Here is an 18,477-nt window from a genome sequence, read left to right as displayed (position 1 = left end):
CCGGTAGTCAGCCGCTCCTCTTTGCGGGCACCGGGGGCCGCCACCCACGGCTCTCGCCCGCCCGACCCATGAGGGAACCCGATGCACCGTCTGCTCGCCAGCCCGTTCCTGGGGCAGTACCTCGTCCTGCGGCCTGGCCACGCCCAAGGCGTCCAGATCCACCCGTCGAGCTATGAGGAGTTGCGTAACACGGCCGGCGAAGGTCGGGCGGCACCGGCCTGGTTGCACGACGCGGCCTCCCAGGCGTGGGGGATGACCCTGCCGGAAGGCCGCCTGTCTGCTGTGATGCTCGTCCGCGAGCCGTCGCCGTACGGCTTCGTGAAGGCGTCCTGGGAGATCAACCTCGGGTGCGACTACGACTGCGGCTTCTGCTACCTCGGCGAGAAGAGGTTCGCCGGGCTGTCATGGGAGGGCAAGCAGCGGCTGCTGGAGATGCTGCGTGATGCCGGGGTGCTGTGGCTGCAGATCACCGGTGGCGAGGCGCTGATCGATCCGCAGTTCGGGGCGGCGTACGAGTACGCAAACGAGCTGGGTCTGATGGTGCAGGTATCGACGAACGGATCCCAGCTCCACAAGACCGCCATCCGGGACCTGTTCTCCCGCTACCGGCCGTATCGGCTCACGGTCAGCCTGTACGGCGCGACCGAGGAGGCGTACGAGGCCGTTACCCGAAACCGCGGCTCGTGGAGCCGGTTCACCCGCGGCCTCGACGCAGCGCGTGAGGCCGGCCTGCCCGTACGGGTCAACGTGATCGTGTCCGACTCCAACGCGCACGAACTGGACGACATGGTGCGGCTCGCAGAGGACCGATGGGGCTTCCCGCACCAGGTGTATTCGAGCATGTCGCCGACGATCGACGGCGAAGCGAACCCGCTCGCCGCGCAGGCCTCCGATCACCTGCGGCCGCGCAGCATCTTCAAGGGCTGCAACGCCGGCCACACCTTCTTCCACGTCGATCCCCACGGCATCGCGTCCATCTGCAAAGTCGGCCGCGATCCGAGCGTGAACCTCATGACGGAAGGTCTCGAAGGTCTATCCCGGCTCGGCGCCATCGCCGAGTCCCTACAGCTCCGCACCGGTGGATGCTCCGGCTGCACGAAGGCCGTCACATGCAGGACGTGCCGACCGCTGGCGAAGCTCTACCAGGAGGCGGGGGACAACCGATCGCTCTACTGCCAACACGGAGGTTACGGATCATGACTTCACCCACCGCGACGCTGCCCCGGCCCGAGCCTGTGATGGTCACCATCGGCCGCCACCGCCCCGTCGTCCCCGCGAACCGCGCTCTGCCCGTCCCCGTCCAGGTTCCCGCGATCGGCAAGGGTGAGTTCCGGATCATCGGAGACGTGGACGACGACGTCGCCCAGGCAGCGGAATGCAACTGCTCCGCCGGTGACGACAACCCGTACTAGACCGGATCGCCGCTCTGCGCTGCCCCGGCCTACGCTGGCCGGGGCAGCGTCCCGTTCGCCCGTACTTCCTGAGGAACTGCGCCCCGTGTCCATGCCCCGCGTCGCCTTCGACGAGCTGCCCGCCGCCGCTCGCCAGGCGGTCACCGTCCAGACCGGCCGCATCACCGCTGCCCACACAGCCGACGGCGGCATCAACAGCGCCATCGCCGCCCTCCTCGACACCGAGACGGGCCGCGTCTTCGTCAAGGGCATCCCCGCCGACAATCCCCAGGTCGCCTCTCAGAAACGGGAGATTGCGATCAGTCCCTGTTTGCCTGCGTCCTGCCCGAGGCTGTTGTGGCATGTGGAGGCAGGCGGCTGGGTGCTTCTCGGCTACGAGGCGGTCGACGGCCGCCACGCCGACTACACCACCACGGACGACCTCACTCTGGTCTTGGCCGCGCTCGCCGAGCTGCAGGAGGTCACCGCGCCTGACGACGCCGGCCTGAAGACGGCGGAGGATCGGTGGGGGACGTACGCGGAGGAAGGACAGTCGGAGCTGTTCGCCGGGGACGCGCTGTTGCACACGGACTTCGCCCCGGACAACGTGCTCATCCACAGAGGCAGGGCGCGCCTGATCGACTGGGCGTGGCCGACGCGGGGCGCGGCCTGGATCGACCCGTTCATGCTCGCGCTGCGGATCATGGAGGCCGGGGCGACGGCTGTGCGGGCGGTCTCGTGGGTGCAGTGTGTTCCGTCGTGGCGTGAGTCCGATCCGAAGGCGCTGGAAGCGTTTGCTGTCGCCGTGGCCCGGCTGTGGCGGGAGATCGCCGTGGAGGATCCCGAGCCTTGGAAGGTGGCGATGGCCGACCACGCCGCCGAGCTCAAAGCCCTCCTAATCGAAACGCCGTGGGCGTCTTAGCGGATGCTTTCGGTGAGTGCCGAGCTCTGGCTAGAGGGCTCGCGAGAACCCGGCGTACAGCCCGACTCGTCTGCCATCAAGGCCCTGACCTGGACTTATGGCCCGGTCCGGGCCCTTTCCTGCATTGGGGCTCATCCCGCTTCTACCCGTCTACCTGTCTACATGGGAGTTCCCGCGAGTTCCCGTCGAATTGTGCACGCGTTGTGCACTGGCGCGGCCGCACACCGTGGCACCGCAAACGACATCGAGGCCCACTGCCGCGCCTACGAGAGGGTCAAGAGCCGCGGCCACGCCCTGGACGCGACGGCATAGTCGACCAGCGGCCGACCGCCCGCCGGCGCAGCCCCTGGCGGGGGGAAACACACCGTGCGCCTGACGGCTTCCGACCGGGTGTGGCAGCGATTCGTCACAGCTGTGCAGCGTGCGCTCACCTCCGGGCCGCCCGCAGTTGGAACCGGGAATGACATGAACAGAGGACATGAACAGAGGAGAGGATCCATTGAGTTGATCGTGTTGTCAGTCCCCTCTGTCATCATCCCGCCATGCTGTACGACGCCTTGGTGGCCGAATCCCGTAGGAACGACGCGCTCGACGACGTGAGGTCCGCCGCGCTCCACCGCGCACGCTGGCTCGTCGACCTCCTGGAACGTCAGCGGACCGAGTTCCGTCGGGCCATGGGGCACGAGCACCGGCGATCCAGGGCGGCGGGCGCGGCGACCCAGGCCGAGATCGACGGTCGGCTCGCGGCCTGCGCGGACGAGGAGGGCAGGGCCGCGGTCCTGTGCCTCATGCTGGCCGCCTGCTTCGACGACACGAGCTTGTGGCAGTACGACGACGAGATCGGGCCCCTGATCTCGCGGGTGCGCGGCTGGACGCCCGACGAGATCGCGGTGATGCTGCTCCGCGCCGGCGAGTACAGCATGGGCTACTGGTTCGCCCGTTCGCTGGGAATGGTGCTGAACGCCGCCGACCAGCTCGACGCCGACGGCCGTCGTGCGGTCATCCCCTGGCTGCGGCACGCGCACACGGAGCTCATGGACACCACGGTCGAGGCGCGCCTGCGCACGTCGCTCGCCCTGCGCCTGCGCGCGCTGCTCGCGAGCGTGGACGAGGCGCACATCCCGGAGGGACTCATCCCCGCCGACGCTCCCTGGGCCGCCCCGCTGAGGGACCGTGTGAAGACCTCGCCGACGCCGGAACTGGCCTGTCTTGTGCGGCACTTGGCAAGCCTGTCGGGGCCGCGCCCCACGCAGAGGTGGCGGCGGACGTGTCTCGAACTCGCGGACGCGGCGTCGGCCCGGGACGCCGTGGCCGATGTCCTGCGGTCGCTGGCCGGGGACGATGTGCTGTGCAGCACGGGAAGCGGTGCGCACACCGGCTGGATCCACGGCGATCACCACTACCACTACGTCGTCCACCAGAACGACGGGGACCTGGCGCGCGGCGTCGTCTGGGCGGCCGCGCTGACCGGCGGCCCGGCCGCGGTGCGGCACCTCGGTGCGCTCGCTCTGCGGGCCGGCGGCCCCGGAACCGGTGTGATCGAGGACCTCAAGCTCGCGGGCGCGGCGATCAACGCGCTGGCCGAGACCGGCGATCCGGACTCTTTGGAAGCCCTGTGGCGGTTGCGGTCCCGGATCAAGCACCGGGCTCTGCGCAAGCAGCTCGACACCGCGCTGGTGACGGCAGCCGGGAAGCAGGGCATCACGGCGGAGCAGCTCATCGAGCGCAGCGTGCCGGACCACGGCCTGGCGCCCGACGGTTCAGTGGAACGGGAGTTGGGAGGGCACCGGGTACGGGTGGCGATCGAGGACGCGGCGACCGTGCGGCTCACCTTCACACGCCCCGACGCAGGGACCACCCGCACGGCTCCGGCGGCAGTGAAGGACGGCTTCCCGGACGAGCTCCAGGAGTTGAAGGCCCTGGCCAAGGAGGTGCGGGGAACACTGTCGGCTGAGCGGGCCCGCGTCGAGGCGCTGATGTCGGCCGGGCGCGAGTGGCCGTACGACGAGTGGTGCCGCTACTACCGCGATCATCCGGTCACCGGGGTGCTTGTCCGCGGCCTGATCTGGGAGTTCCGCAACGTCGGGGATGCCGATGGCGAGTGGCGTGCGGTGGCGCCGATGGCCGAGCTGCCCGGCGAACCCGAGCGCGTCCGGTTGTGGCATCCCCTCCGGGCGTCGGCGGGCGACGTCAGGGCGTGGCGGGAGCGGCTCGTCGCCGAGCGGCTGCGGCAGCCGTTCAAACAGGCCTTCCGGGAGATCTACCTGCTCACCCCGGCGGAGGAGGAGACCGGCGTCTACTCCAACCGGTTCGCCGCCCACATCGTCCACTACCTGCAGCTCTACGCGCTGTTCAAGGAACGCGGCTGGCAGGCCAACTTCCTCGGCCGGCACGACGGCGGCTACGACGGGACGGCGCGGGCCGAGTTCGGCGACGGCGGGTGGCGGGCCTGCTTCCACCACGAGCCCGCCGCGGACGACGGCGGCGGCTACGCGCCCGAGCACGCCGCGACGGACCAGGTCCGCTTCGAGCGTCGGGACGGCCGGCGCTGGCGGGAGGCCGCGCTGGCGGAGGTGCCCCCGCTGGTGTTCAGCGAGGCGATGCGGGACGTCGATCTGTTCGTGGGCGTGACGTCGATCGCCGCCGATCCCGACTGGACCGACCGGGGCGAGGACCGCTGGGCCGTGTACTGGCGGACGGCCACGTTCGGTGCGCTGACGGCGAGCGCCGAGGTCCGCCGCGAGGCGCTGGAACGGATCCTGCCGCGCCTGAAGATCGCCGACCGGTGCTCGCTCGACGGGCGCTTCCTGGTGGTCCGCGGGGATCTGGCGACGTACAAGATCCATCTGGGCTCGGCGAACATCCTGATGCAGCCCGACGACGCCTACCTGTGCATCGTCCCGTCGCGCGGCAAGGGCGGCGGCAAGGTGTTCCTGCCGTTCGAGGACGAACGGCTCTCCCTGATCCTCAGCAAGGCATTCCTGCTCGCCGCCGACACCAAGATCACCGACGAGACCATCCTCCGTCAGATCAAGAGGGGTGCCCGATGAGCCTCGCCATCCGGCTGATGCGCGTACTGACCGACCCGGACTTCGCACTCCAGGACCTTGAGGACAAGGACAGGCACCCGGATCTGTCGCAGGTCTCCGACGAGGAGCTCGGCAGCCTGCTCGTGGCGGCCTACCGGCTGGACGCCTCGGCCCCGCACGCGATGACGACGGTCCGCTTCGCGGTAGAGCAAGCGGCCAGGGAACGGCAGCCGCGCTTTGCGCCCGACGCGTGCCGCCGGCTGTTCGAGGCGCTCGTGGAACGGTGCGAGGAGCGCGGCTGGGCGGACCTCACTCTGGGCCTGGGCGCGCTGGAGCGCTGCACGGGGCCGCTGCCCGACGTCTCCGAACCGGCCCGCCGTCTGGTCGGGTTCTGGCTGGAGAAGGACACCGTGCGCCAGCCGTACGCGCTGCTGGCGGTCGCGGGGCTCGCCGGTGACGGGACACTGCGCGCGGCCGTGGAGCGCCTGTCCCGTGATGTGGGCCCCATCGTCGCGGACGAGATCGCCGCCATCGCCGGCCTCGGCCCGGCCGAACAGGCGCTGCTGTCCGAGATCGACCGGGGCCACAGGTTCGTCTCGCCGCTCGCGCACGCGTGGCGCAGGTCGGCCGACAACCCCGCTTACGTGGCGTTCGCCCGCCGCGCGCTGGAAGCGGCGGCCGACCGCACCGACGCGATCCGGGCGGGCGAGATTCCCTACCGGGCGGACAAGGCGTTCACGGACCGGGAGATCACCTCGCTCGGACAGGCCCTGCGGGTGGCGCTGCTGCGCGACGAGCCCTGGCTGCCCGAGCTGTTCGAACGGCTGCTGCCCGGCGTCGCCCTGGCCCCGACGGCGGCCAAGACGCTTCCGTCGCAGGCCCTGCTGTACGAGGTGGTCCGCGCCGCGCAGGACTTCCCGACGCCCGAGCTGGTGACCGCGATCCGCACCGTGCGCCGGACCGTCCGGCACGCCGGGGTGCCCAAGCAGCTCGACAAGATGCTCAAGAAGGCCGACGCGGCCCTGGCCGAGCGCACCGACGTGGCGCTACGACTGCCGAGGCTGGAGTTCGAGACTGCATCCATCAGCGGCTCCTCCGCGGGCGGCGTCCTGCGCCGGACGGCCGGGGACTACCAGGCCGTCGTCATGGTCACCGAGACCGCCACGCTGACCTGGGAGAAGGACGGCCGTCCGCTGCGCGGCGTCCCGGCGCCGGTCCGCCGCGACCACGCCGCCCTGGTCAAGGAGCTGCGCGACCTGGTGAAGCGGGTGAACGCCCAACTCGTCACCCTCGTACGCGCGTTGGAGGGCGGCTTCACCGTCGAGGCGGTCCATCCGTACGGCTGGTGGCGCACCGAGCTGGCCGGGCACCCCCTCGCCCGGACTCTCGTACGCCGGCTGATCTGGGAGATCGAGGTCGGCCCCGGCGAGTGGCAGGCCGTACTGCCCGAGACGGACGAGCACCTTCCCGAGGCGCCCGACGACGCCTCCGTCCGGCTGTGGCACCCCATCCGCTCCGAGCCGGACACCGTACGGGCCTGGCGGGATCTGCTCGTCGAACGGCGGATCCGCCAGCCGTTCAAGCAGGCGTTCCGCGAGATATACCTCCTCACCCCGGCCGAGGAGGAGACGCGCGTCTACTCCAACCGCTTCGCCGCGCACCTCGTCCACTACCGCAGGATGTTCGCCCTGTTCCGGGCCCGTGGATGGAAGAGCGACCTGCTCGGCCCCTGGGACGACGGGGACGGCGACGAGGCCGAGCGCACACTGGCGGCGGGGGAGTGGCGGGTCCGCTTCTTCCACACCTGGGCCGACTGGGCGGGCGACGACGAACTGGCCTCGACCGACCAGGTGCGCTTCGACCGCCGGGTGGAGGGCGCCTGGCGCGAGGCACCGCTCACCGACGTGCCTCCGATGGTGTTCAGCGAGGCGATGCGCGACGTGGACCTCTTCGTCGGCGTGACCTCGATCGCCGCCGATCCCGACTGGAGTGACGGCGGCCCCGAGCGCACCTACTGGGAGCGGGCATCCTTCGCCGAGCTGACCGAGAGCGCCGAATCGCGCCGCGACGCGCTGGATCGGATCCTGCCGCGCCTGAAGATCGCCGGCCGGTGCTCGCTCGACGGGCGCTTCCTGGTGGTCCGCGGGGATCTGGCGACGTACAAGATCCACCTGGGCTCGGCCAACATCCTGATGGAACCGGACGACAGCTACCTGTGCGTCGTCCCGGCACGGCGCTCGGCGGACGGCAAGGTGTTCCTGCCGTTCGGGGACGACCGGCTCTCACTGATCCTCAGCAAAGCATTCCTGCTGGCCGCCGACACCGAGATCACCGACGAGTCCATCCTCACGCAGATCAAGCGAGGTGCCTGATGGCGACCGTGAGTTTCCGGGACGAGACCGTGACGGGCGAGCCGCTCACCGAGTGGGAGGTCGCCGGGCTGCCCGAACGGATGACCGTGCGGGAGCTGATCAGGCTCCGGGCCGCAAGGAGGTCGCCAGGCACAACGCGCGCCCGAGCGATTGCTCCAACGGACTCGTCCGCCCGGACGACGCCGAGGCGGAGCTGAACGTCTACCGTCTCCGCGAGCCGCGCCGCATCGACTGGGAGCGCCAGGCCGAGATCGCCGAGGGTGCCCTCCCGGCCGATGGGTTCTTCGTGCTGGCCGGCGATCGCGAGTTCGGGGACCTCGATGAAGTCCTTGGATCTCACGGTCGATCCCGACCTGGCCTTCATCACGCTCGTCGCCCTCGTCGTCGGCTGAGAGACCGGCACTTCTCAGCCGACGAGCGAGAACCGTGCATCGCGCTGGCCGATGCGATACGTCCGCGCAGGTCAGAGCGCATCTTCGCGTGAGATGGCCCTGCACTGGCCGTACAGCCCGACTCGTCTGCCGCTGCCTGCGGATTTGGCCAAGGAGCGCATGCAGGCCACGGCCGACGAGTGCGCCAAGATCCTTCAGGCAGCGGAGGAACGGCGCACCGCCGACGGGCAACTTGCGAGGCACGACAACGCCGGGACACCGGTGAACGGCAGTGCATTCCGCAGACGGCACCGCCCTCCGGCCTACGCAAATGGGCTGAAACCGCAGACAGTGGGGGCCGGGACGAGTACCGTCTGTCCCGCCTTCTCTTCGCGCTTCCTGCGTCACCTGACCGTTGACGCGTCTCCTATCACTGCCCATGCTGCTCCAAGAGCGAGGCACACATCGCCTGTTCAGCTGACATCACGGGCCGGGCCTGCGGGGGGTTTCCATGACCGATTTCAGGATCGTCATCAGCGGAAGCGACGACGACGCCGAGTCCCTGTGGGACTGGCTCAGGCAGGAGCCCGGCCTCCGGGGACGCGTGAACCGGCGCACTCTCCCGCCGCCTGCCGGCTCGATGGGTTCCATGGTGGAACTGGTGGTTGAGGGCCTGGTGGGCGGCACCGTCGGTACTCTCGCAGGACAGCTGGGGCTAGCACTGTCATCCTGGCTGACGCGATCGCGGGCCGGCAGGCCGAGGGAAGCCACCCTCACGATCACACTGGCGGACGGACAGGCCGTCACCCTCACGTCGGACAATGCCGCTCTGGCTGTGCAACTGCTGCAGCGGGCTCCTGGCGAGCAGAGGTCTGGCGAGACGGTAACCAACAACGCCACACCACCCAGTTAGAGGTCGCGATGCGGCTTCCGGATCCACAGACGTCCCTGGCGATCCTCATCGGCGCCAGCAAGTACAGGTCCACAGAACTGTCCGATCTGCCAGCAGTCCGGAACAACCTCAGCGCCCTGGTCGACATCATCGCCGATCCGGAGTCCGGCGGGTTCGCTGCCGACCGGTGCATCGTCCTGCCGGACCCTCACGTACTGCGAGACGTGTACCGCTCCTTGCGCCGGGTCGCAGCCGCCGCGAGCGACACCCTGCTCTTCTACTACGCCGGCCATGGCCTGACCAGCGCGCAGAACGAGCTCTACCTGAGCCTGGCCGACACGGACCCCGACGAACTGGTGGTCAGCGCGCTACCGTACGCGCTGATCAGGGACATCGTCGGCGACAGCCCCGCCAGCAACCGCATCGTCATTCTGGACTGCTGCTTCAGCGGCCGGGCCATCCAGGGAATGAGCTCACCTGAGGAGTCCTTCGCCGGGCAAGTTTCCATCGAAGGTACGTACACCCTCACCTCGACAGCGGCCAATGCTGTGGCTCTGGCTCCCGAAGGCGCGACCTACACCGCCTTCACCGGCGAGCTGCTCAGCCTCCTGCGTAACGGCCTGCCCAGCGGGCCCGAGTTCCTCACCTTTGGCACTGTGTACCGGGAACTGCTGCGGACCATGATCTCCCGCAGCCTCCCGCGGCCCATGCACCGCGGGACAGGGACAGTGGACCAACTGGCGCTGACCCGCAACCGCTGGATCACGACACCCGCTGCTGGAGAACCACAGCTCCTTCCAACGCCCTTACAGGACGAGGCCGATCACGACCGGAGTGCCGGCCGGCCGGCGCATCCGGCAGCGGTGAGCAAAGGCTACCTGCCCGAATCGGCCGATCTTCTCGCTCTGGCACGGCGCCAGCGTCAACGCGAGATGGAACTCCTCGTTGGAACACCGAGCGATGCCGGGGAGGTGCTCGACCATCAGCACCTGCCCGACCTCTACGTCGAGAGACCGGCAATGCAGCAGGCGTGGACTCGGTTCCTGGCTTCGAACACGATCGTCTTCTCCGCCGTCGGCGAGGCCGGCAGAGGAAAGACGAGCCTGTTGTGCACGCTGGCCACCGAACTGGGCATGCGCTCGCCCGTGGTCTTCTACCACGGCTCCCAGCTGGACGGGCGGCTTACGGACGCGCTGGCCCAGGACTTGGGGTTCACGGCGGGTGACGGGGAGGTGATGGAGGAGGCCGCGCGCCGAGTAAAGGAGCAGGGCCACACACTCTTTATTTTCATCGACGCCCTCAACGAGCGTGCGGTCGGCCGCGACGAACTGCGAATGGAACTGAACGAGTTGACGCGCGACATTCGCGCGCACGACTGGCCCATCCGCTTCGCAGTCAGCTGCCGCTCCGGCGACTGGCTGTTCTGGGTCCGCAACGCGCGGCACATGCTGGGCCACTTCGGTCGGGCGGTCTACCGGGATGAGCTGGTGGTCAACAGCAGCATGCCGGGTACGCCCGTGGCCGCATTCCAGCCCGCCGAGATGGAGAACGCCTGGCAGACCTACAAGAGGGGATTCGCCCTCACAGGCAGGCTGACTCACAAGCTGCGCGTTCTGTGCCGGGAACCGATATTCCTGCGGTTGATTGCCGAGGTCTACCGCGGGAGCACCCCGGCTCTCGAACGCACTTTCAGCCGGGGGGCTCTGATCGACCGGTTCTTCGACGAACGTTTCCCGGACGGCTCGGACAGTATCGAAATCATGGCGTCCCTCTTCCGGATGTCCGAACTCATGCTGGACCGAGAGCGGCCTTCTGTGCCGGTGAGTGCCCTTCCGCCGTCCGATCTTGCCATGTGCCGACGGCTGCTGGTCGAGGGTGTCCTCACGGAGAAGAACGGAGCGTTGGGTTTCCGTTTCGAGATCATCCTGGAACACATCGTGGCAAGGCATCTCCGCCAGCAGCTCTCGGACCAGCCGGACATGCATGAAGTCGCCTCGCTCATAACCGGACTGACAGAGAGCCGTCTCGTCAACACCCCTGGGATTGTGGAGAATCTACTGCTCTCCCTGCGTGACAATCCCGACGTCATGCTCCAGAGCCTGGAGCTTCTTGCAGGCCTTGACGACCGGTGGCGCGCAGTTGCCTGTAGCGTTGCCGCTCACTTGGAGCTGCCGCCGCACCGCCTGCTCCCTGCCGTCCGGACCCTCGCTGCCTCGGACAACTACCTGATACGGACCCTGTCCGCAGACACCCTCGTCGGCTGGATCGACCGCGAAGCCGATGCCGAAGTGCTGGCCTGTACGGACGGCGGCGACTGGGAATCACGAGAGACGGTGGCTCAGGCGCTCGGCAGCGCTCGCAAGCCGTCACCGCAGTCCCTGCAACTGCTGTGGTCACTGGCCGACGACTATCACTGGAGAGTACGGCGTGCCGGTGGCTACTCCCTGCTGCGCACATGGAACCAGTCGGGGAAGGCAGCGAAAGCCCATGACCTGAGCCGTGTGGGAGAGATGTCCTGGAGATGCCGTCACGCCGTTTGTGTTGGTCTGCTCGGATGTGACCTCGGCATCGCATCCCAGGAGAGCGACACGATCGGGACCATGAGTCGCGACGAAAACCCTCAGGTGCGATGGTGCGTTGCGAACTATCTGTCCCGCTACAGGAACGGGGCCGGGACCGATGTCTGCCTCACACTGGCCGAAGACCCATCTGACTGGGTCCGGGCTCGATTGGTCACCTCACTCATCGGTATGGCGGAGCACAACCCGGCCCCCATCCTCCCCTTGCTCGAACGTCTCGCGTCGGACGCCAGTCCGTCCGTACGGTTGAAGATGGCCAGGGAATTACCCAGCCTCCCGGACCTCGGGACCAGGACTGCGCTGCTCAAGAATCTCGCCCAGGACACCGACGACGTGGGATTCGCGGCCAGATACAGTCTCGGCCTCATCTCCGACGTGAACATCACGCTCAACCGGCCTGCAGAACGCGACGTGGTTCTGAAGATCTTCCGCGAAAGAGTCGCGCGGCGAGACATCGACATCGAGCACGCTCGGTTCTCGAAAATCCAGGGCTTCATCTCGGAACGGACGGACGTTCCGCTGGGCGAAGACCCCTATATGCACCTTGTCGACACCATGTGCAGCCTGACAGCCGCAGCCATGACCGCTCTCCAGAAGACCCCCTCTGCGGTCGGAGAGCTTATGACGCTGCTGGAGCAGGACGCCGACGAAGCGATCCGCTGGGCCCTGGTCCTCTTCCTTGTCCGCTACAGCTCGCTTGTCTCGATGTCCTCCTCCGTACGTGTTGCGGGCCTGGAACGGCTCTCCCGTGACCCTCACTGGTGGATCAGGCGAGAAGTCGCCAACGGGCTGGCGGAGTTCCACGGCGGACCGTATGCGGAGCAGGCCGTGGAACTCCTGACCCAGCTGCATCACACCGAGGCACAGCGAGCCGAACCTTGTGGTGACGAGGTCTCTTACTTCATTGACCGCTCTGCGCACATTCTGGGCGCCCCGCAACTCGCAGACTCTCTCCTGCGCCCCCTGGCCTTCGAGGAACCGGGAGCATCCCCGTGAAGCCTGAAACCCAGTTATCCGCAACTACCGGTCGAGGCGCTGACACACCTGCGCTGACGCACCTACCGCGCATCGACTTGATCTGGTCGCTCACCCTTGTGTGCCCATGGGACTGCCCCATGTGCAGCGTCGACGCAGTGCATGTTCGCCGTCGCCGAGGAACCACGGAGACCAGGTCCGATGCACTGTCCCGGACGGACCAAGTGCCGGACCAGCCGGGGCAGGACAGCATCTATGTCCAGGCGGCACGGTGGCGCCAGGGCCGGGATCTCGAGCTCGATCTGGCCGGCAAGATGCGCATCCTGGACCATCTTTCCGGATACAACCCGAAAATCGACTTCTCCGGCGGCGACCCCATGGTCCTGCCCGAAAATGTACAGGTGATGTCCGAGGCAGGCTCTCGCTTCGGTCGGGACAACGTCACCCTCACCGCGACGGGAGCAGGACTGATCACCTGGAAGCCCGACCAGATCGCTCCGCTCATCGGAGAGCTCAATTTTACCTTCGACTCGCCAGGCTATGGCAATCCGGAATTCCGGCCCCGTCATTATGCGAGCCGGAACCTTTTGCATGCAGCCAGGTTCGCTCGAGCGGGCGTCAAGGTCCGGGCAGAATGCCCGCTCACCACTGTGAATTGCAGCCCGGAACGGCTGGAACAGATCTACCGTGAGCTTTTCGAGCACGGCATCGACACGCTGCTGCTCATGAGGCTATTTCCGGTGGGTCGCGGGACCTTCCGCCGCGATATGGTTCCCACCAGAGCGCAGTACCTCGACGCGATCTCCACCCTGCAGCGGCTGGAAAGCACGTACGGAAAACCAAAAATAAAGCTCCAGTGTGCCATGCGACACCTGGCCGGCACCGATGACGGTGTCAATCCGTGCGATCTGATGCGAGAATCCTTTGGGCTCCTCACCGATGGCACGCTGCTCGCTTCTCCGTGGGCATTAAACATTCACGGAAAGCCGCTGGACGACGCATGGATACTCGGCGATCTGGGCAATCACACGCTTGCGGAAATCCTCGCCTCCGAAAAATCAATGGAGTACAGGGGTAAGCTCGACCAGAATTTCGGTCAGTGTAAAGTGTTTTCTTTCCTTCATAGCTCGAAAGAAAAAGCGACAGACAGAATCTTCGACAGGAGCGACCCCCTTTACCCCGAAGATGCACCTGCCGGAGCGGACAAAGTTGAGTTACTTAAGGCCTCCTCTCGCGTCCAGACCGGTGCCCCGTCGGAGTATGAGCCTAGGAGCCACATGACGAAATTGAATCATGCCGGACCGGATCCGCAGCAGACCGCGCAAAGGGTACAGGGAAACATGCGGGAACGGGTTGATGCTGTTGCCTTCGACTTGGACGGCGTTGTGTGGCGAAGTTTCGAACCCATCCCACATATCGGCGAAGTTATCAAGAGGATTCGGGCGGCTGGCCTGAAGGTCTGCTTTCTCAGTAACTATGCGAACCGCGACCGCGGGTTCCTCTGTGACCGACTGGCTGACATCGGAATTCCATCAGAACGAGAGGATATGTTCACCAGCTCTTTCTTGGCGGCGCTGCACCTTCGTTCCACTCAGAGCCACCGGCGACATTACGTAACCGTCGAGGACGGAAGTGCTCTGGCTGAAGAGTTCCGCTCGTTCGGAATGCCGGTCGAAACCCTGGCTTCCGCTCCTGCCTCAGAAGACTCTCCCTGCGCTGTCGTCGTCGGTTACAGTGAAAGCTTTGGCTATCAGGACGTGGCGCGGCTGCTGCGTATCTCCGGCCGGGTGGAGGGACTCTATGCCACCGCCCGTGACCGCTGGTACGGGGCGAGAAGCGGACCTTTGCCGGCATCGGGGTGGATCGTGGCTGCGGCCGAGGAGGTCTTGGCGCGGCGGGCCGTGACATTGGGGAAGCCAAATGCCCTCGCCTTGCAAACAGTTGCAAATTTTATCAGCGTACCGGTCGGAAGAATCTTGATGGTTGGCGACTCGGTGGAATCTGACGTAACCGCGGCACGAAATTCCGGAGCAATTTCGTGCCTTTTCCGGGATCAGGCAGCACCGGCGATGACACTTCCTGCGGGCGCCAGGGCAGACTGTGAGGTGACCGATCTGCGCGAGATCGTATCTCTCCTCTCATGAGGTGCTGTCTCGCATTCCGGTGGCGAGCATAAGGCAGGGAGCTGTCGATTAACCTTGGCGCCGAGGCTGTCGCCGAGGTCGGCGTAGGTGAGGGCCCGATGTGGTCGGCGAGGTCGGTGAGAGTGCGGGCGGTGTGGCCGGCGGCGGTGTCGGCGGTGGGGCCGCTGACGCGGGAGTAGCTGGGCCGGGAGCCGTCGTCGCATAGGAGGGCGTTTTCCGCGGCGAGCTTTGCGCGGGTCGCCGTCTGGCGGCCTGCGACGGCCTTTGAGTGAAAGTCTGCGGCTCCGGCGCGCTGCCCCGGTAGCTGGTTCGGGCATGCCCGAACCTGGGAGCTCATCACGCCTGCCTCGAGTTCCTCCCCCGGACACGGGCTGCCGCCTCCCACGCCTCCAGAGCTTCTCCGGAGGAGAGCCACACCCGTCCGTACCATCGCCCGCAGCGCAACCGGGACGCGGAGGCGGTGGACCCGGACCCGCGGGGTCAGGCCCCTGCGCAGGGGCCTCGACAGCCGACCCGTTCACCGCTCATGGCCTCCGGATCACAGCCGCATCGGTGCGGGCGGCGATGTCCTCGGCGGTGACACCCGGTCCGCATTCCACGAGCGCGAGGCCCTCCGGTGTGACGTCGAGGACGGCGAGGTCGGTGATGATGCGGTGGACGCATCGTTCGCCGGTGAGTGGGAGGGTGCACTCCTTGACGATCTTCGGGGTGCCGTCCTTGGCGGTGTGTTCCATCAGGACGATCACGCGGCGGGCGCCGTGGACCAGGTCCATGGCGCCGCCCATGCCCTTGACCATCTTGCCGGGGATCATCCAGTTGGCCAGGTCGCCGGCCGCGGAGACCTGCATGGCGCCCAGCACGGCGGTGTCGATGTGGCCGCCGCGGATCATGCCGAAGGAGAGGGCCGAGTCGAAGAAGGCGGCGCCGGGCAGGACGGTCACCGTCTCCTTGCCCGCGTTGATCAGGTCGGGGTCGACCTCGTCCTCGGTCGGGTACGGGCCGGTGCCCAGGATGCCGTTCTCCGAGTGCAGGACCACGTGCACGCCGGGTGGGAGGTGGCCGGGTATCAGGGTGGGCAGGCCGATGCCGAGGTTGACGTAGGAGCCGTCGGTTAGTTCGGCGGCGGCGCGGGCCGCCATCTGGTCGCGGGTCCAGCCCAGGTGCGTACCGAGGGTGGTGCTCATGCGCGTACGGTCCTCTTCTCTGTTTGCTTGTCGGCGGCCTGAGCGGGAGTCAGGGCCACGATCCGCTGGACGAAGACGCCCGGCAGGTGCACCTCGTCGGGGCTCAATTCGCCCGGCTCCACGAGCTCTTCGACCTCGGCGACGGTGATCCGGCCGGCCATCGCGGCGAGAGGGTTGAAGTTGGCGGCGGACTTGCGGAAGACCAGGTTCCCGTGGCGGTCGCCGCGCCGGGCCCGCACGAGGGCGAAGTCGGTGGTGATGCCGTGCTCAAGTACGTACGTGCGGCCTGTGAAGTCGCGGGTCTCCTTGGGCGGGGAGGCCACGGCGACCGTGCCGTCGGCCGCGTGGCGCCAGGGCAGTCCGCCACGGGCGACCTGGGTGCCCACCCCTGCGGGGGTGTAGAAGGCGGGGATGCCCGCTCCGCCGGCGCGCATCCGCTCGGCCAGCGTGCCCTGTGGCACCAGCTCCACCTCCAGTTCGCCCGACAGGTACTGGCGGGCGAACTCCTTGTTCTCGCCCACGTAACTGCCCGTGACCCGGGCGATCCGGCCGTCGGCCAGCAGGACTCCCAGTCCGTGCGCGTCGACCCCGCAGTTGTTCGACACGACCTTCAGGCCCGTGGTGCCCTGGGCGTGGAGGGACTGGATGAGCACGGCGGGGATGCCGCTGAGGCCGAAGCCGCCGACGGCCAGGGACGCCCCGTCGGGGATGTCGGCGACCGCCTCCGCGGCGCTCGCGCAGACCTTGTCCATGGGTGAAAGGGCCTTTCTGTCTTCCGTTGGTGCTGCTCAGGCGTCTGTGCGCAGGGCGTCCGAGATCGGCTTGGCGCCGCCGTGCGAGGTGAGGCCGCCGTCGACCGGGATCTCAGCTCCGGTGATGAAGGACGCGTCGTCGGACAGCAGGAACACCACGAGCGGGGCGATGTCGTCGACCGTCCCGGTGCGGCCGAGCGGCGTCCCGAGGAGGTTCGCCTCGCGGAACGCCGGCGCCGCGGAGGCGGTCATGTCCGTCTCGATGAAGCCGGGGTGGACGGTGTTCACGCGGATGCCGCGGCGCCCCAGTTCCATGGCGGCGGTCCTCGACAGGCCGCGCAGCGCCCACTTGCTCGCCGTGTACGCGACCGGGTAGTGGGCGGTCAGCGCCGCCGACGAACCGACGTTCACGATCGACGCCCCCGCGCGCATCAACGGCACCAGGTGCTGGATGCCCAGGAGCGGACCGGTGACATTGACCGCGTGGACCCGCGCCATGTCCTCGGGACGTACCTCGTCGATGCGGGCGCGCCAGGTGACGCCCGCGTTGTTGACCAAGCCGTGCACCTGTCCGTACGCCTCGCGCAGGTCGGCGGCGAGCTCCGCCCAGTCCTTCTCGCTGGTGACGTCCAGGCGGCGGCAGCCGGGTGCCTCCGTGACGTCGGTGGCGATCACCCGGGCGCCCTCCCGGGTCAGTGCCTGGGCCTCCGCGGCGCCCTGGCCGGCCGCCGCGCCCGTCACCACGACGACCTTGCCCAGGAGCCGCTCGGGACGGAGGCCGGCGGTCACGGCCGCTCCCTGGGGCGGCGCCGGGCGACCGGGAGCGATACGGGGCCGGGGCCGGTCACCACGGTGTTGGAGACGCTGCCGATGCCTTCCACGGTGAGCGTGACCGTGTCGCCGGGCCTCAGCGGTGCCGGGTCCCGCCGGCCTCGTACACCCCACAGTTCCGCCAGACAGCCGCCGTTGCCGCAGGTGCCGGAGCCGAGGACGTCGCCGGGACGCACCCAGGTCCCGCGCGAGGCGTAGGCGGTCATCTCCTCGAAGGTCCAGCTCATGTTGGACAGCAGGTCCTTGCCGACCACCTCGCCGTTGATCTCGGCGGTCAGCGCCAGGCGCAGGAAGCCGTCCTCGTCGCGGTACTTCTCCAGCTCGTCGGCGGTGACCAGGTACGGGCCGAGGGTGGTGGCGGTGTCCTTGCCCTTGCACGGGCCGAGGCCCACCCTCATCTCGGCGGACTGCAGGTCGCGGGCGGACCAGTCGTTGAAGACGGTGTAGCCGACGATGTGGTCGCGGGCCTGCTCGGGGGTGAGGTCGCGGCCCTCCTTCCCGATCACGGCGGCGACTTCGAGCTCGAAGTCGAGCACGCTCGAACCCGGGGGCACGGGGATGTCGTCGTGCGGGCCGTACACCGCGTACGGGTTGGTGAAGTAGAACGTCGGGGCCGCGTACCACTGCTCGGGCACTCCGGCGGCTCCGTCCACGGACCGCCGTATGCCCTCGACGTGTTCCTCGAAGGTGACGAAGTCCCGCACGGTGGGCGGCTGGAGGGGCGGCAGCAGTCGTACCTCGGAGACGTGGGGACCGGCCGGGACGTCGAGTTTCGCGGAGCCCGCGTCGAGTAGTTCGGGCAGACCGCCTCCCTCGGCGAGCAGGCCGGTCAGGGAGTCGACGCCGGGCAGGGGGTAGAGCGTGCCGTCCGCTTCGACGACGGCCACCTGTCGTCTTCGGTCGCGGTACTCGTACGAGGCGAAACGCATGGAAGGGTCCTGTCGGAGGGAAGGCGGGAAGGCGGGAAGGCGGGAAGGCGGGAAGGCGAGTGCGAAGGCCCGGGGGCGCGGCGGGCAGTCAGGGCCTTGACAGGGG

Annotated in this window: 13 protein-coding genes and 1 pseudogene; 8 read left to right on the top strand and 6 right to left on the bottom strand. The window is 68.1% G+C overall.

The features are described from left to right. The first annotated feature begins 81 nt into the window (after window positions 1-81). The 5 genes from ADK57_RS38875 to ADK57_RS38855 all read left to right on the top strand — a co-directional run bounded on the left by ADK57_RS38875 (window position 82) and on the right by ADK57_RS38855 (window position 7,714). Complete coding sequence (locus ADK57_RS38875; RefSeq protein ID WP_053754410.1) at window positions 82-1,200, top strand: radical SAM protein; 1,119 nt, start codon at window positions 82-84, stop codon at window positions 1,198-1,200. Next, the gene (locus tag ADK57_RS38870; RefSeq protein WP_053754409.1) at window positions 1,197-1,412 is read left to right on the top strand and encodes a hypothetical protein; all 216 of its coding nucleotides are present in this window, start codon (window positions 1,197-1,199) and stop codon (window positions 1,410-1,412) included. Before ADK57_RS38875 ends, ADK57_RS38870 begins: the two co-directional genes overlap by 4 nt. 91 nt (window positions 1,413-1,503) lie before the next feature. Beyond that, on the top strand, window positions 1,504-2,313 hold the full coding sequence (locus tag ADK57_RS38865; RefSeq protein ID WP_234390544.1) for an aminoglycoside phosphotransferase: 810 nt from the start codon (window positions 1,504-1,506) through the stop codon (window positions 2,311-2,313). A gap of 542 nt (window positions 2,314-2,855) precedes the next feature. After that, complete coding sequence (locus ADK57_RS38860) at window positions 2,856-5,363, top strand: DUF4132 domain-containing protein (RefSeq protein ID WP_053754407.1); 2,508 nt, start codon at window positions 2,856-2,858, stop codon at window positions 5,361-5,363. Then, window positions 5,360-7,714 carry a DUF4132 domain-containing protein gene (locus tag ADK57_RS38855; protein WP_053754406.1) on the top strand — a complete coding sequence of 785 codons (2,355 nt, stop codon included), beginning with the start codon at window positions 5,360-5,362 and terminating at the stop codon, window positions 7,712-7,714. Before ADK57_RS38860 ends, ADK57_RS38855 begins: the two co-directional genes overlap by 4 nt. On the opposite strand, the gene ADK57_RS50255 is transcribed toward ADK57_RS38855, so the two are convergent. Next, the gene (locus tag ADK57_RS50255; protein WP_159050219.1) at window positions 7,698-8,054 is read right to left on the bottom strand and encodes a hypothetical protein; all 357 of its coding nucleotides are present in this window, start codon (window positions 8,052-8,054) and stop codon (window positions 7,698-7,700) included. The genes ADK57_RS38855 and ADK57_RS50255 overlap by 17 nt on opposite strands. Before the next feature lie 542 nt (window positions 8,055-8,596). Between ADK57_RS50255 and ADK57_RS38845 the strand changes: the two genes are divergently transcribed. The 3 genes from ADK57_RS38845 to ADK57_RS48360 all read left to right on the top strand — a co-directional run bounded on the left by ADK57_RS38845 (window position 8,597) and on the right by ADK57_RS48360 (window position 14,675). Further along, the gene (locus ADK57_RS38845) at window positions 8,597-8,998 is read left to right on the top strand and encodes an effector-associated constant component EACC1 (RefSeq protein WP_053754404.1); all 402 of its coding nucleotides are present in this window, start codon (window positions 8,597-8,599) and stop codon (window positions 8,996-8,998) included. Window positions 8,999-9,006: 8 nt separating this feature from the next. Further along, window positions 9,007-12,552 (top strand): caspase, EACC1-associated type, encoded by a 3,546-nt coding sequence (locus ADK57_RS38840; RefSeq protein WP_053754403.1) that lies wholly within the window; start codon window positions 9,007-9,009, stop codon window positions 12,550-12,552. Window positions 12,553-12,755: 203 nt separating this feature from the next. After that, entirely contained in the window at window positions 12,756-14,675 is a 1,920-nt protein-coding gene (locus tag ADK57_RS48360) for an HAD family hydrolase (protein ID WP_159050218.1), read from the top strand. A gap of 94 nt (window positions 14,676-14,769) precedes the next feature. On the opposite strand, the pseudogene ADK57_RS51730 reads toward ADK57_RS48360, so the two are convergent. The 5 genes and pseudogenes from ADK57_RS51730 to ADK57_RS38820 all read right to left on the bottom strand — a co-directional run. After that, window positions 14,770-14,916, bottom strand: a pseudogene (locus ADK57_RS51730) (tetratricopeptide repeat protein); the annotation flags it as partial. A gap of 283 nt (window positions 14,917-15,199) precedes the next feature. After that, complete coding sequence (locus tag ADK57_RS38835; RefSeq protein ID WP_053754465.1) at window positions 15,200-15,835, bottom strand: CoA transferase subunit B; 636 nt, start codon at window positions 15,833-15,835, stop codon at window positions 15,200-15,202. A gap of 20 nt (window positions 15,836-15,855) precedes the next feature. Further along, on the bottom strand, window positions 15,856-16,611 hold the full coding sequence (locus tag ADK57_RS38830; protein ID WP_053754402.1) for a CoA transferase subunit A: 756 nt from the start codon (window positions 16,609-16,611) through the stop codon (window positions 15,856-15,858). A gap of 36 nt (window positions 16,612-16,647) precedes the next feature. After that, window positions 16,648-17,400, bottom strand: coding sequence for an SDR family NAD(P)-dependent oxidoreductase (locus tag ADK57_RS38825; protein ID WP_053754401.1), 753 nt, complete (start codon window positions 17,398-17,400; stop codon window positions 16,648-16,650). Continuing rightward, window positions 17,397-18,371, bottom strand: a complete 975-nt coding sequence (locus tag ADK57_RS38820) for a fumarylacetoacetate hydrolase family protein (RefSeq protein WP_053754400.1) — start codon at window positions 18,369-18,371, stop codon at window positions 17,397-17,399. The genes ADK57_RS38825 and ADK57_RS38820 overlap by 4 nt, the downstream gene beginning before the upstream one ends. Between the last annotated feature and the right edge of the window lie 106 nt (window positions 18,372-18,477).

Source organism: Streptomyces sp. MMG1533 (assembly GCF_001279775.1).
Classification (GTDB): Bacteria; Actinomycetota; Actinomycetes; order Streptomycetales; family Streptomycetaceae; genus Streptomyces.
The sequence above is the reverse complement of the archived record's forward strand: the minus strand, read 5'-3'. Positions and strand labels throughout refer to the sequence as shown.